This is a genomic window from Segetibacter sp. 3557_3 (assembly GCF_004354985.1).
In the GTDB taxonomy this organism is placed as follows: Bacteria; Bacteroidota; Bacteroidia; order Chitinophagales; family Chitinophagaceae; genus Segetibacter.
On the sequence record NZ_SMSK01000024.1, the window covers coordinates 35,235 to 50,385 of the forward strand.

Consider the following 15,151-nt stretch of genomic DNA (forward strand, 5'->3'; position numbering starts at 1 on the left):
TAAGCGATGGTATGAAGAAAGCTCGACTCTTTGCCAGTTTAATTTAGTGACAATTATCAATCTTTTTATTTCATCTGGTTTGTAGATTTATAACATCGATTGATTGTTTGTAGCGAATAGTGAAATTGAAAAAGTGAGTTATGCCAAAAAATTACAACAGCGTAGAAGAACCCTTGTACCCACAAAAGATCTATGCCTCCCAGCTTATTACCATTGATGACCTGGAACACTTTAAAAAGCGTCTTTTGGATGATCTGCTGTCGGTTTTGAAAGTTCAACAGACCTCTCCTGCTAAAAAGTGGATGAAATCGCATGAGGTACGCAGGCTTTTGAAAATTTCGCCCGGCACTTTGCAGTCGCTAAAGGCAAATGGCGTAATTCCTTATTCGAAGATTGGTGGCGTGCATTACTTTGAGTATGCCGAGATTGAAAAAGTCATGCAGGGTGGGAAGGTGAGTGGGGGCGGGATTGGGGTCTAAGAGGACTTCCTATTGGAAGATAACAAGAAGTATTGACCTTAAGGTGCTAATCCTCTCTCTCCGCCGGATAGCATATCAAACTGTATCAAAAGCCCTCAAATTCAATGTTTGCGGGCTTTTGATACAGTTGTCTGTAGCGATCGGCTGTTATTGCCTATTCGACTATATGTTTGGAAATTTCCGAAAGGCTTTAAGTTTTGAGACAAGTGAGCATGTGATTTCGAATAGATACAATAACTAAAGACTTGTTGTAATCTAACTTACCGGATGTGTAAACTATAGGTACGTATGGCCTACTAAGTTCGGGAAAACCATTTAACTCGAAAGGTTGATTTTTACTGATCAATGCTGTACGATAACCTTGCGTACTTCCACGCTACTACTCGTCGTCAGTCGAATCAAATACATACCCGAAGGCTGCTGACGCAAGTTGAAAGACTCAATTAAAGAACGAGACTTACCATCAACCGATAACATTCTTTGCGCTATCACACTACCATTTTCATTTAAAACTTGAAGGGTTACTTTGCCGGGCTTTAAGTTGCTGAGTTGAACGGTGAACTCACCCCTTGTTGGATTTGGATATACCATGATGCCATTGTTTCCGTCGGGCACAGTCCTGGCTATGTCTTGTGCTTCACTAATGTTACTTACCGTTTTTAAAGGAGGTTTACATATCCCATCCGGATCTTGTACAATTACATGCGCTGTTGCCTGCGCAAGGTTGCCGCTGATGTCTTTAACTGAAATCGTAACGACATTATCGGAAGATGTTGTTGAAGTAACATATCTGAAGCTTCCAGCCAAATAATTTGGTGAGAGTGCGGTAGCGGAATGATTGGGAAAGCTGAAGCCGGATGCAGTATTCTCCCCCCAATAGGCTGTATTGCCAAAGCTAAGCGCACCATTAACAACATTCCCTATCGGGTAAGGGCCCCCGCCATATCCTGCGTTGCCATTTTTTTCGTACAGGTTATAACCCTTGGCCACAATTACATAAGTGCCCTGTGGCAAAGTAACCGGAACTATATTCCTAAACCGGTAATTCTGACCATAGGCGTCGGCATTGCCGATGATAATGGCATCAAGTCCCGGAACGACCGTACGTGTTGTTTTGTCAAATACGGCCACTCGTATTCCACCACCACTTTGTGTACCTGCTATTCCATCGCCCTGGTCGTCAAAAGCACCTAGTTGGTTGATGGTAATACCCGGCGCAGAATTAACCGTGAACTCTAATCCAAGCTCTCCGTAGAAATCCTGGTTGCCCTTATTGGTAGCAGATATATAAGCCTGTGCAGCCATATATGCAGGTGGGGTAGTAGAATAATTAAAACTTCCCGCAAGGTATACAGGTGACGTTCCCGTTGGCGGAATGCTTTGGAAAGCTAAACCCTGAAGCAGTGTTCTCACCCCAATATTTGGTAGTTCCAAAATGGATTGCTCCAGTACCTAAATCACCTGTAGGGTAGGGCCCCCCGCCATAATCCGCGTTGCCGTTCTTTTCATAGAGGTTATAACCTTTCGCCACAATTACATATGTACCCTGGGGCAAAGACACAGGGGTGATGTTTTTGAAGCGGTAGTTCAGCCTATAACTATCCGCATTGCCGGAAACAATAACATCAAGACCAGGAACGGGCAAATGGGTCGATTTATTAAAAACGGCGACACGTATACCCCCGTTTTGGGTTCCGGATATCCCATTACCCTGGTCATCAAAAGCACCAAGCTGATTGATGATAATTCCATCGGCGGCATTGACCGTAAATTCTAATCCCAGCTCTCCATAAAAATCCTGGTTGCCGGAGTTAGTGCCAGCTATATAGGCCTGGTGGCTTCCTGTAGATGCAAGGTTTGCACAGGTAAACGTGTTAGGGCTAACTGTGATACTTGCATTGTCTACGGCGCAGTTGTCGATCACAGATTGGATCACATTTGATGGCTGGATAGTGGCTTTGCCGGTTGCATCGAGTTTAACGGTAACATTGCGAGTTGTGATAATTGGTGGCAGGTTGTCGTTTGAACATGCAATAGGCAGACCGTCATTTTTAAAGGCAGCGAGCATAATACCATTGGCGAACCCTGCTGCGTAAATCCTAGATGAATTTAACTCTAAAGCATTAACGATATCATGAAACGGATCTAGAGAAATCTCCATTATCCCACCGTAGCCAAATGTTTCATCAAGGCTTCCATTGGGATTATATCTTAAAAGTCGACTATCGGCGTAGCCATTTCGATAGGTCGAACCTCCCACAATAATCTTTCCGTCGGTTTGGATTTCAACAGATGCGGCCCCGTTCACCAAATCGAATTGAGTAGTTAGTTTTCCATCACCGTCGAAGCTGAGATCCGGACTTCCATCACTATTATATTTTGCCAAGGCCAGTGTACTCGCAAGTGTACCAAATATATTTGTTTCGCTATAGCCTGCCAGAACAATTTTGCCATCGCTGTATAAACCCAAAGCCCTTCCTGACGAAGAAAATGTGCCAAAGTCAGTGAAAGCTACTCCTCCAACGCCGAAGCTGGGGTCCAAAGTCCCATTGGTGTTATACCTTAATACGGCAAAAGAAAATCTCACACCATTATCACCAGTTCCCCCGACTAAAATTTTTCCGTCGGGCTGTATCGCTATGATGTTCCCAAAAGTAGATGCCCCTATTAAAGAAAGCACTTTTCCATTTGTACCAAAACTTACATCCAAACTTCCATCTGAATTATACCTTGCTACAGCAATCCGTCGGCCGTCGGATGTGCCGGCTACAACGATCTTTCCGTCGTTTTGTATAGCAACTGCATTGCCGACCGCCTGTTCGCCAAATGCTGTTGTGACCTTTCCATCGAAGTCAAAAGTGGAGTCAAGACTTCCGTCTATTTTATACCTAACCAAGGCGAAGTCGGTAAGGGCATTTCCATTAAGAGATCCTCGATCGCTAAGCCCCGCAGCTAATATTTTTCCGTCGTTCTGAATGGCTATTGACAATGCTTCATTATAGTTTGCTCCTATTGAAGTTGTGACTCTTCCATCTCCATCGAAACTTAGATCAGGACTACCGTCTATGTTATGTCTGGTTAACGCAAAGAAATACTCGGGGCCATTCGTGGCCTGACCGGCGGTAACTATTTTGCCATCCTTTTGGATCGCGATTGCTTTAGCGACACCTGAGCCACTTCCAACAACTGTTATTACCTTACCTCCGGCTCCAAATGTAGGGTCCAATGTACCCGGCTGGGAGTAGATACTGATTGAAACAACAATCAGGAACGTAAAAACTAAACTCGCTTTCATAATATGGTTTGAACAGGTTAAAAGAGTTTGAATAGCTTGTTATCAGTACAAGAGTGCAGGATAATCAATGCTTTCAGTTTAATATGCCTTCTTTACGCCATCCTGCCGACAAAAGAACCAAATGTACAAGCGAGCGTGGCAAGGATGCTTAATTGAAAACCCAAAACGGGTACATGAAAATTAGATTTAATTTCAGTGCCCATCTCATCGTTGCAGCATAACCTTCTTTACCTGCACTCCATCGGAACTTATGTTTTGCCCAGGTACCGTATCCAGACTTACCATAAACCGGTACCATTCTTTGCTCTACCACAATAGTGTTTATCAGTTGAAACCTGCGATGCACTCTGATGGTCCAGGCAACAGCCGAACACCTAAAATTTTTTGCTTTTTCCGCTGCCTTTTAGAAATAAAATGAGTGCAGAAAAGCAGAGCATTAATACCGCTGAGCTTCCTATTCTTAACTGTCGTCCAAACCATTTCTAACTTTAGCAAGTGCGACGGTTGTATGCTTGTTTTATCAATCCAATCTTTGTTCGATTGTCTGAGTTAAGCTCCTGGTGTGTGGAATAATTTTCCGAATGCTTAGTACAATAAGGTTAATCTTTGATTCTTGGATTAAAGTGCGAAATTGGTGCTAACTCTTCCAAACAAACCAACTGCCTTTCCGTTCCAAAAAGAGTTTCCCTGTAGACGATAAACCAGGGTTGAAAAGATGCTGTAGTATTCCATTGAAAAATTGGAAGAAAAAAGAAGCTTGGACGTTCCTTGGGGGTTTACAAGTAGTTGAAGAAAACTTAACCCTGCTCTCATGGTATTTAGTTGTCGATTGATTAGGGACGAGCCTTTTGTCGTATTAGCAAGGAAATGTGACAAGCTTTACCTAAATGTAAACAATTAGCAGATCAAATCTCTTTTTCAATAATCAACCTATATTGGTTCTCATCAATGCGCTTGTAAGACAGATAGTTGCAGTTTTCTGAAACGATTTCTTCCTGCGGAAAGGACTCATTTTCCCGGTTGAAGATGTCGTTGTTGCTGAATTTTTGTTGGAATACCCGGGAAAGCCACGTACCTCCACTGAGCACTAAGATGTACCCGATGGTCGTCGTAGTCATGTACAGGATAGCAGCTGTCGTGCTACTCAATCTAATGGAAAGGACGTGGTAGCTCAAGTAGTACAGCCCAAGTCCAATCAAGAGGTAAGTTATTCCGGTTTTGTATGTGAGCTGCGGATCCTTCCGGCTTCTTTCTCCGACCATGGAGATGATCAGAAAGCCGATTGAAATCAGCTTTGCTGAGTGGAAGTTTTCAAAGATTTCTGAGTGGTGAAGGACGGTCAACAGGCGGTCAGTTATCGATCCTGTTATTTGCCAGGTTTCGAAGGCGTGATAGCAGCAATAGTAGGAGTGTAGTCCAAGTACAACCAGGCTGATTAGCCTTGTCATGTCCTGGATCTTTCGTAGTCCGTGATCGCTCGTTGTTTGCATACCACAGCATATTTTTAATGGTTAGAGATGTCTTGAGATGTGCTTTCTCTTCTTCTTTTTCCCGGATCTTTTTAATTGGTTGGGGATCTGTTCAGCCGACTGTTCGGGCATTAGCAAGGCCTCTAAAATGCCCTGTTTACCAAGAGCAGAAGCCTCTTCGGCTTCATGTTTCCGGAACGGTGCTCTTTTCTGCGACTGATCCAAGTCCTGATGCTTTTCAGCTACCGGTTCTGTCGCAATTGCGAGACGTTCAGCTATGCCTTTAGTTGTGTATTGCTTGCCAAGATCACTACCGTTAAAGACGCATTTTGTTTTGTGGTCCACGTAGGTTAGGCCGTAGATTAACCTTGACTCGTTTTGCCTAAAGACAGTACTTATTCCATCTTTCTTCAGGGTGCCAGTCAGATCTGCTAAAGATTGGTTTGGACTCCGCAACAAAGCAAGATCAATCGAGGTTTTGACTCGCCCGTTATGTGGCTGCCGTGCCTGCTGGTTCGCGGCATATTTTTGCTCCAGGCACGTTAGTGTTGGCTTGCTGTAGATCAGGCTTGCCTTTATCGGAACACCCACCTTGTTGCCCTGGTCATCAAGTATCCGGTACACCAGCCCTTTGTTGTTATAGGTCCTTGAATTTTTGCTTCCGCGATCGGCCACAACATTATACTGTTTCAGTACTGCATTGAACTCTGCAATGCTCGTGAATTTGTATTGGTTCAGGACAACATCGAGCACATTTGTGATTGCCCGTTTCATTTCTGATCTACCATACTCAACCTTGCCGGAACTGTATGCCTTAAGTTCAAAGACCTGTTCTTTTTTACTTTGTTCGGCTGGCTTCAACCCATAGGCTATTTCAATTTCATGGCGCGCTTTTTCGGACTGGTTTCGGCCGAGATTATGGAGCTCGATCCGGCTCCCATCGGCCCTGATATTAGTCGTGACAATGTGAACATGGGGATGGCCGGAGTCGTTGTGTTGATACAGCAAGTAAGGCTGGTTTTCAAAACCTATTTTTTCTAAATAGGTCTTCGTAATCTCACGCAGAAGATCTTCAGAAAGCTTTTCTGAAGGATGAAAGTTGAGCGAAATGTGAACGCTGTTTACCTTCGTTCGGATGTTTAGATCAGCCTGTTTTTGAAGTCGGCTGAGCTTCTGATAGAAGTTTAAATCGGCTAAATCTTTTGGATAATTTGCAGCTTCCAGGCAGGTGGCGACCTGCTCTTTTACTTTCTTTTCGTTGTAGTTAATTGCATTTCGAAAGCTGCGGCCGGAGTGTATTACTGCAACCATTTGTCTGCGATTTTATTGATCTGATTTTTGATTTCAGTGACCTTGTCGAGGAGCACTTTTTTTTCCATTTCAGCGCTCATTAGCCAGGCCCGGAATTCCGGAATGGTGTCCAGCGTATGGAGCTTTTTAACGGACTGGTTGAAGTTGTTTCCGATGCTGTTCAGCTCATTTCTCAACCGGATCATCTCTGCCATAAAGTCATCAAGAGATTGGTTTCGCTGGTAAAAGGTTATGGGCTTTTCAAAGAGAATTCGGCGGACATATTCACTTAGTTTGTTGGCAGTACTTTGCCGGCATTTATTTTCCACTTGCTGGTACTCCTCGCTGGTCAACCTCAGACCAATTATGCGGGTACGGAATGATTTTGACTTTTCCATCACTGTTCATTTTCACTGATTCTTGTCATATGGTTCATTGGGTTTCACAAACCGCCCCGACTTCGGAGGGGGCGGCAAGAGCCGGTTGTTTAACAACCGTACATCTTGCCGATTGCGGTACGGAGGCAATCTGATCGATTTGCGAAGTCTCATAACTTTAGAATGAGCTTGAGGAATTTTCAAAAGACGAAGGGCACGTAAAAAAAGGAGGCAGCTCTACGCCTGGATGTCTAAGTCGCATTGCTGTCTCGGGCCTTTACCTATATGCATCATCCATTCGTTAAGGTCTTTATACCCTTGATACAGGTTGCTGCAGTCCTGGTATTTCGGAGTCAATGAGAGCGCGTAGCCACTGTAATTTTGTCCGCTTGTATCACGATCCAGGTAGAGGTTTATGGTCTTGTGCTGTTCTAAAAATGATCGTGAACTTTCGAAAAAAGAGAGCGAATTCAGGACGGCAAAGTTGAGCGGCGTGGCGTTTAAATCCGGGATGCTGAGCCCAGAAAGGAAGTCCATAAACCCTTCAAAAGAAGCGACCGTATCAGCACCATTTCGAATCGTTGTGATACCCTTTGGAGAGCTGCTTAATTTCACAAACGGGTTGAGTAATTCATAGCCGCCGAGATCATTTTTAAACCCGATTGCAAAGTATGTTCTACCACCTATTTCGTAGATGATTTCGGAGCAATATCGTGTTGCTGTTTCAAGCGAAATTTTTCTTTCCACCAGGTACCTGCAAAGATAAAAACGCTGAAGGGTTTTTACCTCCAGGATTTTTATTTTCCGCTCGTTCTCATGCCCCAAAATATTTTTGTTTGTGCTAAAAAATAGGCGATGAAAAGAACTTGCCTGGTCTATCTTGGACAAGAATTCGACAGGTGAACACTGCTGGTAGAGTACACCGAAATCAATGATGTTTCCACCCTTCCCGATCCCATGATCAAACCACCGGTTAAGCTTTCGATTGATCCTAAAGGAGGGTGTCTTTTCAATGCGTAATGGGGAGTGGTACTAATAGTAATCGTTTCGAACATTGGATACCTTATAGCCAGGGTTCTCAAGGCAGGTGTCGAGGTCAATTTGTCTCACCTCATTAACTGAGAGTTGTTTGCCGAATTTTTTTTTCTGCAGGTTTTCGGGTTCACTGTTCAATTCCAGATTTAAAAGTTTACTCTTTGCCTAAAAACAAAAAGACCTTGTTTAAGTTTTGAACAGGTCAATCAAAAAAGAGGAAAATAAGTTTGCCTCAAACAAGTACTAAGCAAATTACACTTATGCTTAAGACAACAGAAATAAAAAGCCTGTACGACACAGTGCTCAGTTCTACTGTGATGACGACGTCGATGCTTCACCGATAATTAACCTTATTCTGTCTGGGCGAGATGCACAATAAAAGGTAGTTTAATTGAATGAAATAGTAATAATCACTTTTTTGCTACATCTTCTTTTATCCGGCCAGCGACTACTAAACGCATTTTCCAGTACGCCTCAGTAAGCGCGGCCATAGATACTCCTTTAGAGTTGCAGGAATGGACAAATACATTGTTTTTAAGATAGATACCTACATGAGAAACCGTTTTCTCGGAACTCAGGCGGAAGAAAACAATATCTCCTTCTGATAAATAGATTTTTGACCTGAACAATTCAACGCGGTTGGTATACAGCTGTTCTATGGATGTACCGGGAAGATTTAACCCGTAGACGTCTTTAATTAAGCGTTTGACAAACGATGAACAATCAATTCCGTACTTATTGTTGCCTCCCAATAGGTAGGGAGTATGTAGCCACTTTTGGATGAATGTATAGAGCTTGTAATTAGTAATATTTTCAGGTGATGTGTTTAAATGATAGGCGAAATATGCAGTTAAAGCTTTCTTTGCGCTATCGCTTGTGTTGCTGTTTGGAACCGATGCATCACGACGAATTTGATGGATTTCTTTCGACTGATTATGATTTGCCTCGATTTCTGTTGTTGCCTCGTTCCAATTGATTTTTTTCTGCAAGTGGCACCCTGATAACATAAGGCACACGAAAATTGGAGTAAGTCTGTTCCAGATCATAGAACTGCACAATTTATGTTTAAAAGGTAGAGGACAAGCACCAAGTTTAGTCTGCTTTTTCAATAAAATGTTACCCTCTTATGGCCTTAGATCAATTGAGTTAGTTTTATAATAATGTTATATACTTAGAGTTGGTCACCAAATCGGTTTTTGTTTAATAGTTGGGCGCAGTTCAAATAGTAGCCGCAGAGAAATGTGTAACCATGCATGGTAACAATCTAACGCAATGATAGACGTTAAAACGGAGCATTGCTGAGTTCGATTTAAAGCACACCTACCGGCTACAATATTTTAATTTGGTACCCAACATTAATGAGACTTGTATCTCCAGCTTGACGGCACCCTGCATTTTGTTACCCTGTAGCCTTCAAGCTAACAATGCATGTTAAAAGGTTAGGTTCAAAAAAACATCTTTGGTATGGTAACATTTTATCAAGATTTGCGACAATAGTGAAACGAACAATATGAGAAGTACCGCTACTGTTGTTTTGGATAAACCGGTTATTCTTACAATGGTTGTCTGCATAGCTTTAGGTTTTCTAATCCTTGGTTTCCGTTATAAACTATATGAGCCGTATGTTCCGGTGGCGATCGCAGTAACAGAGGGCAAAATACAAGCCAGAGACCTAGTACGGTTTGTTGCAGAAAGCAAAAATGGTTCAAATAATTACTTTGATTGGGATTTCGGTGACAGAAGTCCTCATGGCACGGGAGCAATGGTGACACACACTTTTAAGGCCGCCGGAAAATATAACATCGTCTTACTAGTAAATGGGAAATATAGAGAATATAAGAGTATCTATGTTAGTGATGCGGCTTATACAACTGAAGTTCGGCCTTCTAACGTCGTTAGGATTGTTGGAAATAATAGAGTAGACACCTCTGATTATAAAAAAGTAAAAGTACAAAGCCCAAATTCAGAACGGCGAAGGCTCACCGTAAAGATTGGGCCAGATGCACCGGTGTTAAATCCGGGCCGCGATACGATACAACGATTCGATACATCCCCGACACAACCAGTAATTGAAGTGTTCATTGCACCTGACATTTCCGAGGTCGAAATGGAGTTGATGCTAACCCAGGTTGTAAGTGGCCATAAAGATGAAAACGACTTTTCTGCCTTTCTATGTGGAAACCTTAATATGCGGGTAGTTTACAACGGAAGGCAAATACCCTTTGGGCAAATGTGCGGCGAACTAAAGGGAGAAATGAAAAAAGTAAAGCGAATTAAGGACATTAACGTTTCCTTTCTTAAACACCCGATAACAAATTGCATAAAACAACTGTCAGTAACCGCCAGGAAAAAGTGGTTTTAAATGAAAGATCATGCTCAAACAATTTCCAGAATTTACATTGTCTGATACTGCAAAAGGATCCATTAAGATCGCGCAGGCTATTGCCCGCGAATACATGCACGAGGTACTCGCGCCCGCGCACTTATTGAAAGGGTTGCTGCATAAAGATTCAGGCTTGCATCCGGTATTGAAAAAACTAAGCAAAGATGTCTATTATCTTGATGAGTGGGCAGATATAAGAGTCGAAGGTATCGCCAAATGCAGCTTTCCTCCGGAGATAATTATGGGAAGCACGGCCACAACAGAAGTCATCTATGAAGCTGATAGCATTCGGCTCAAACTAGCAAAAGATGCTTTAGAACCTATCCACCTGTTAAGCGCTTTAAGCACTCCTGGTGTTGGATTTAGTTGTGAACAATTAAAAACCTTTCCCCTACGACCCCATGAGTTAATTAAAAACAATATTGATAACGATGAACTAAAAGATGTGTTATTCGCTGGGGGTAGTTATACAAAGCCCGCGTCAACCAATAGTGCACAGCATGCATTATTAAAGTATTGCATAGATAAAAACGCGCTTGCAATGCAGGGAAGAGTCGATGCTATTATCGGCCGGGACAAAGAGATAAGGTTGATGGCGGAAACACTTGCTCGAAGGTCAAAACCAAATGTTTTACTTGTCGGTGAGCCTGGCGTCGGAAAGTCTGCACTGGTAGATGGATTTGCATTGGCTATCCTGCATGGGAAGGTGCCCCAACACGTGGCTGATGCACGAATGTTTGAGTTAGACTGTGGTGCGATAGTAGCTGGAGCATCTTATAGAGGCGAAGTTGAAGATCGGCTAAGGAGTGTATTGAAAGAAATTAAGCAATTCGGAGTCCCTATACTATTCATTGATGAAATTCATCTTCTTCTCGAGAAGCATGGGTCAGCAGCAGGTATGGCTAATATATTAAAAACGGAACTGGCACGTGGTGAGATTACTGTTATAGGAGCCACAACAACAGATGAATACCAGCAGTGCATAGAAATTGATAGAACCTTTAACCGTCGTTTTAAACGATTGACAGTCGAAGAACCTGATGTTGAATGCTGTTTTCATATGCTAAAAGTTGTCCTTCCATATTATGAGGTAAAACTCCAAATCAATATCCCTGATGATGTTATTAATGAAAGTATCCGATTTGCAAAGAGGTACGTCAAAGACCAGAAGCTGCCTGATGCCGCCATTGACCTTGCAGAGTGCGCAATGTCTGCGCTGAAATTGGCTAATGATGTTGGCCCAAAAAGCATTAAGGAGGCAAAGATCAAATTCGACTTGTGGTGTAAAGATGATCAGGATGGCAGTAAATATTTAGTGGACGATTGGAAGTGGTTTTACAAAGAATTAAATCACTCGATAAGTCCGCTTCTTTGGAATAATTTACAAATAGAAGTAGATCTGGTTAAATTGAAAAAAGCCAATGAGGTAAAGAGCCAGATTGGCTTAGCCTTGGAGAAGTTAACTGCAGCAGCACAGGACAAACGTTTTACTCTAAATATTAGTGACCTGGCGGCGATTGTTTCCGAAAAGACCAATATTCCACTGGGGAAGGTTCAGACAAAAGAGCGCAAAAAGCTATCGAACATGGCAACAGATTTGAAGAAACGGGTTATTGGTCAGGATCATGCCATAACATCGATTTGTGATGCCATTCTGGAGGCTCGTGCTGGGCTTTGTAAACCGGGTCAGCCAATAGCTTCATTTTTCTTTCTAGGCCCCACTGGTACAGGGAAAACAGAGCTGGCAAAATCATTAGCCGAATTCTTATTTGGGGACGAGTCCGCTATGATACGATTTGATATGGCCGAGTTTAAGGAACAACATGCAGTAGCGTTGTTGCACGGTTCACCACCGGGATATGAGGGACACCAGAAAGGTGGGGAGCTCGTCAACAAGATCAGGCAACAGCCTTATTCTGTAGTCCTGTTCGACGAGATTGAAAAAGCACATTCCTCTATCTTCGATGTGTTCCTCCAAATTATGGATGAGGGTAAATTTCACGATAAACTCGGCAAAGAAGGAGACTTTACAAACGCCGTAATCATCTTCACATCAAACATAGCGAGTAATGAAATTGCGAGCGTATTTAACCAGGGTGAAATTCCGTCGCCACAACTATTAACGCATGCAATGGGGCGACATTTCAGACCAGAGTTCCTGGGAAGATTAACAGAGGCAATTCCCTTCGCGCCCATGAGCCATCAAATGGTTGAAACCATCACAAAGATGCAGTTGGCAGATTTCGCTAGTACGGTTGAAAAGCAAGGGATACAGTTAAACATTTCTGAAGCCGCGGTCCGTCAAATTTCCGATGCGGGCTTTAGTCCATTGTACGGGGCAAGGGTCGTGGCAAGTGCAATACGCACTCTCGTGCGAAAACCTTTATCACCGCTGATTATACTTGGCAAAGTAACTGAAGGCTGTAGTGTGGAACTGGGTGTTGATGACCTGAATGAACTTCATTGGGATATCCGCAGGTAGATGTATGCTAAGCTAGGATGAGCATTCCCTCAAAAAATTGTTCAAGGACGGGTAACGTTTATAGGCTGTTGTAGACATCTTAATAGAGGCAGGTTATTCGAATAGAAATTCAGAAAGTGGAGAAGGCTGTTTAGGCTAATACATGTATCACTATTGTGCCACGTTGCGCGACAATCTTCGGCAGTTAGTAACTCCGACGACCAGAGGAAGGTAGTCTCTTTCAAACCAATTAAATCACTTTATAAAACTCTAGTTATGTCCCAAGTAGTAAATGATGGTGTCGGTGGCTTTGTGCAATCCCCCGAGCTAAGTCCATCGATCAAACATTTGCCGTTGGATCGAACGCTTTATGCAGGATTATTGACGGCAAATCCTCCGGTAAAGCCGACGATTGCAGAAGGGCTAACCGATACCGGTAAAGTTTTAGAACATTATCAACCGTGTATAAACGTAGCGTTTGAAGATAAAAACGGGACAACCCGTGAGGAAACAATACGCTTCAAAAGTTTAGCAGACTTTAGTTTAAAAAGTTTTGTTGCTCAAAGTGGCCTGCTCAAAGAACTTTCCCATGAAAAAGAGCAATATCAAAAACTCGGCAACGAGCTCAGATTTAACCGGGTTTTAAACAAGGCTCTTTCAGATCCAATCACCCGGCAGTATTTTCTAAACTTTTTCAAGGAAATGATGAATGAACTAGACGGGGCCAAGTAAGATTCTTCCTATAATTATGTTCTTTAAAAATCAATTATTATGCAATCAATACCAACAATAGCGCATGAGTTAGAATATCAGGATTCACCAAATACCTGGGTTAAGGAGGCGCAATCCATTGCCGCTGTAGAGGCTTGGGAGAAGCTAGGGGGATTTGAAGTCGTCGAACGAACAGGCATCGAATCGATTAGATGTTTCGATCCGCGAAAAAGGGGCGCACTAAAGAGAAAGTTGCTTGAGGAAGCGGACATGAAGCCTGCCCGTGACGAGTTGAAAAAAACCCTTCAACTGTGGACTGATATTCTTAGCAATAATGCCGAAATAGCAATATTAATTGAAGATTGTGACACGAAATTTCAGGTTTCGGATCAGCTGTTGAAAAAAAATCTTCGCACTGCTGTCGCCCAATCAAGAGAGCTGGAGACTTCTTACAGGGCCGTGGACCTGTTCTTTAAAAATACGGAGTGCGACAAAGTAAAGAATGTGTCCTTTTTAAATGCACATCCTGAGCAGCTGAAAGACCTTGATAATTCGATCTTCATAGATGCCGTGAAAAAGGAATTGGTCGACCACTACGACCGGCTCGACCTTCAGGAAAATTACAGTCTTTTAGTTGTTCCCGGATATCTTGGATCAAATAAGGTGGTTGAAAAATGGGCAAAAATTGCTCACGAAAGTAAAGTATTGCTAATTACCGATTTCGAAGATGTTGATAGCCCGGATGAACTAATGGAGTTATTTCATGCTGCGAATTTAACGGGTTCTGAGATCTATCGATCAAACGTAATAATGGCTGGTAATTGGCCAATTGGCAGGGGAAAGTTCTTAGAAATAGCTGAACAGGAACACTTGTATATTCCCCCGTCTGCCGCTCTTGCGGGTAAAATCTACAAAAATCCAATACAGCAAGTTACAGCAGGGGTAACATACGGCGCGCTAAATGAATTAGCAGGGGTGAAGAGTCATTTCAAGAAAACAGAGATCTCAGAACTGGACCAGCTAGGATTGCTTCCCGTTGTATACGAATTTGGTAAAGTATTGGTCATGTCCGGAAGAACCTTGTATAATGGTGATAATATTGGTTACCAGATATATTCTGTTGTAAGGGTATTTGACTGGGTTGGCAAAGTTATGATGGATCTTCTAAACAGGAGTGCATTTCAGAATTTTACGGCAAACAAGCGTAAGGAACTATTCGGAAAGATTGTAAAGTTTCTGGATGGAATTACCGGCCCTTACAATTACATTGAAAAGTTTGAGATAAAAAAGTTTGAGCAGAATCCAGATAAGAAGGATCAGATATTCCTGAATATTAGTATTACACCCTTCTTTCCTGCAAAAAGTTTTCTGATACAGATGGATGGCCAGAACGGTGATGAAGGTATCAAATGGCGGTTCGAACATACACAGGAAAAATAGGCTGGTAATTCTGTGATCCAACAAGTGTCTGATAAGTTTAAAATGTCAGTCTATTTAAAGGAAATTTGTGATCTTGGATTTTTCGTTCGACATAACGCCGGCTAAAAGAGATAATGCAAACTGTCTGTTGCCGCGGACGCATCTCTGTTAAAATTGCCGTTGCTGCTTGGCGCCTTAAAGCGCTATCGCAGACTTGTATAGCCTCCATTTC

The 15,151-nt window shown here is 42.6% G+C and carries 13 protein-coding genes; 5 read left to right on the forward strand and 8 right to left on the reverse strand.

Features of this window, described 5'->3' with window-relative positions; genetic code table 11:
• Positions 1 to 140 precede the first annotated feature (140 nt).
• A complete protein-coding gene (locus tag EXU57_RS23055; protein ID WP_133270627.1) occupies positions 141 to 479 on the forward strand; it encodes a helix-turn-helix domain-containing protein in 339 nt (112 codons plus the stop codon).
• 342 nt (positions 480 to 821) lie between these two features.
• Here the strand turns inward: EXU57_RS23055 and EXU57_RS23060 are convergent, their stop codons facing one another.
• The 8 genes from EXU57_RS23060 to EXU57_RS23090 form a co-directional block, all read right to left on the reverse strand.
• On the reverse strand, positions 822 to 1,892 hold the full coding sequence (locus tag EXU57_RS23060; RefSeq protein ID WP_133270628.1) for a T9SS type A sorting domain-containing protein: 1,071 nt from the start codon (positions 1,890 to 1,892) through the stop codon (positions 822 to 824).
• Positions 1,810 to 3,774, reverse strand: a complete 1,965-nt coding sequence (locus EXU57_RS23065; protein ID WP_133270629.1) for a delta-60 repeat domain-containing protein — start codon at positions 3,772 to 3,774, stop codon at positions 1,810 to 1,812. Before EXU57_RS23065 ends, EXU57_RS23060 begins: the two co-directional genes overlap by 83 nt.
• A 905-nt stretch (positions 3,775 to 4,679) precedes the next feature.
• Positions 4,680 to 5,264 (reverse strand): YWFCY domain-containing protein, encoded by a 585-nt coding sequence (locus EXU57_RS23070; protein ID WP_133270630.1) that lies wholly within the window; start codon positions 5,262 to 5,264, stop codon positions 4,680 to 4,682.
• A gap of 21 nt (positions 5,265 to 5,285) precedes the next feature.
• Positions 5,286 to 6,554 (reverse strand): relaxase/mobilization nuclease domain-containing protein, encoded by a 1,269-nt coding sequence (locus EXU57_RS23075; RefSeq protein ID WP_133270631.1) that lies wholly within the window; start codon positions 6,552 to 6,554, stop codon positions 5,286 to 5,288.
• Complete coding sequence (locus EXU57_RS23080; protein ID WP_133270632.1) at positions 6,542 to 6,931, reverse strand: plasmid mobilization protein; 390 nt, start codon at positions 6,929 to 6,931, stop codon at positions 6,542 to 6,544. The genes EXU57_RS23075 and EXU57_RS23080 overlap by 13 nt, the downstream gene beginning before the upstream one ends.
• Before the next feature lie 216 nt (positions 6,932 to 7,147).
• Positions 7,148 to 7,735 (reverse strand): toprim domain-containing protein, encoded by a 588-nt coding sequence (locus tag EXU57_RS25480; RefSeq protein WP_207955589.1) that lies wholly within the window; start codon positions 7,733 to 7,735, stop codon positions 7,148 to 7,150.
• A 207-nt stretch (positions 7,736 to 7,942) separates the two neighbouring features.
• Positions 7,943 to 8,083: a hypothetical protein gene (locus EXU57_RS25485; RefSeq protein ID WP_207955590.1), complete on the reverse strand. Its 141-nt coding sequence runs from the start codon at positions 8,081 to 8,083 to the stop codon at positions 7,943 to 7,945.
• Positions 8,084 to 8,355: 272 nt separating this feature from the next.
• Positions 8,356 to 8,934, reverse strand: coding sequence for a C40 family peptidase (locus tag EXU57_RS23090; protein ID WP_165958254.1), 579 nt, complete (start codon positions 8,932 to 8,934; stop codon positions 8,356 to 8,358).
• Between the two features lie 521 nt (positions 8,935 to 9,455).
• On the opposite strand from EXU57_RS23090, the gene EXU57_RS23095 reads away from it, so the two are divergent.
• The 4 genes from EXU57_RS23095 to EXU57_RS23110 all read left to right on the forward strand — a co-directional run bounded on the left by EXU57_RS23095 (position 9,456) and on the right by EXU57_RS23110 (position 14,940).
• Entirely contained in the window at positions 9,456 to 10,307 is an 852-nt protein-coding gene (locus EXU57_RS23095; RefSeq protein ID WP_133270634.1) for a PKD domain-containing protein, read from the forward strand.
• Positions 10,308 to 10,317: 10 nt separating this feature from the next.
• Positions 10,318 to 12,810, forward strand: coding sequence for an ATP-dependent Clp protease ATP-binding subunit (locus EXU57_RS23100; protein WP_133270635.1), 2,493 nt, complete (start codon positions 10,318 to 10,320; stop codon positions 12,808 to 12,810).
• Between the two features lie 255 nt (positions 12,811 to 13,065).
• Positions 13,066 to 13,521: a hypothetical protein gene (locus tag EXU57_RS23105; protein ID WP_133270636.1), complete on the forward strand. Its 456-nt coding sequence runs from the start codon at positions 13,066 to 13,068 to the stop codon at positions 13,519 to 13,521.
• Positions 13,522 to 13,560: 39 nt separating this feature from the next.
• Positions 13,561 to 14,940, forward strand: a complete 1,380-nt coding sequence (locus EXU57_RS23110; protein WP_165958256.1) for a type VI secretion system contractile sheath protein TssC — start codon at positions 13,561 to 13,563, stop codon at positions 14,938 to 14,940.
• The last annotated feature ends 211 nt before the right edge of the window (positions 14,941 to 15,151 follow it).

Coding starts and splice junctions, on each gene's coding strand:
- EXU57_RS23095 (WP_133270634.1), top strand. CDS start 9,456: ATGAGAAGTACCGCTACTGTTGTTTTGGATAAACCGGTTATTCTTACA.
- EXU57_RS23065 (WP_133270629.1), bottom strand. CDS start 3,774: ATGAAAGCGAGTTTAGTTTTTACGTTCCTGATTGTTGTTTCAATCAGT.
- EXU57_RS23080 (WP_133270632.1), bottom strand. CDS start 6,931: ATGGAAAAGTCAAAATCATTCCGTACCCGCATAATTGGTCTGAGGTTG.
- EXU57_RS23110 (WP_165958256.1), top strand. CDS start 13,561: ATGCAATCAATACCAACAATAGCGCATGAGTTAGAATATCAGGATTCA.
- EXU57_RS23105 (WP_133270636.1), top strand. CDS start 13,066: ATGTCCCAAGTAGTAAATGATGGTGTCGGTGGCTTTGTGCAATCCCCC.
- EXU57_RS23070 (WP_133270630.1), bottom strand. CDS start 5,264: ATGCAAACAACGAGCGATCACGGACTACGAAAGATCCAGGACATGACA.
- EXU57_RS23075 (WP_133270631.1), bottom strand. CDS start 6,554: ATGGTTGCAGTAATACACTCCGGCCGCAGCTTTCGAAATGCAATTAAC.
- EXU57_RS23055 (WP_133270627.1), top strand. CDS start 141: ATGCCAAAAAATTACAACAGCGTAGAAGAACCCTTGTACCCACAAAAG.
- EXU57_RS23100 (WP_133270635.1), top strand. CDS start 10,318: ATGCTCAAACAATTTCCAGAATTTACATTGTCTGATACTGCAAAAGGA.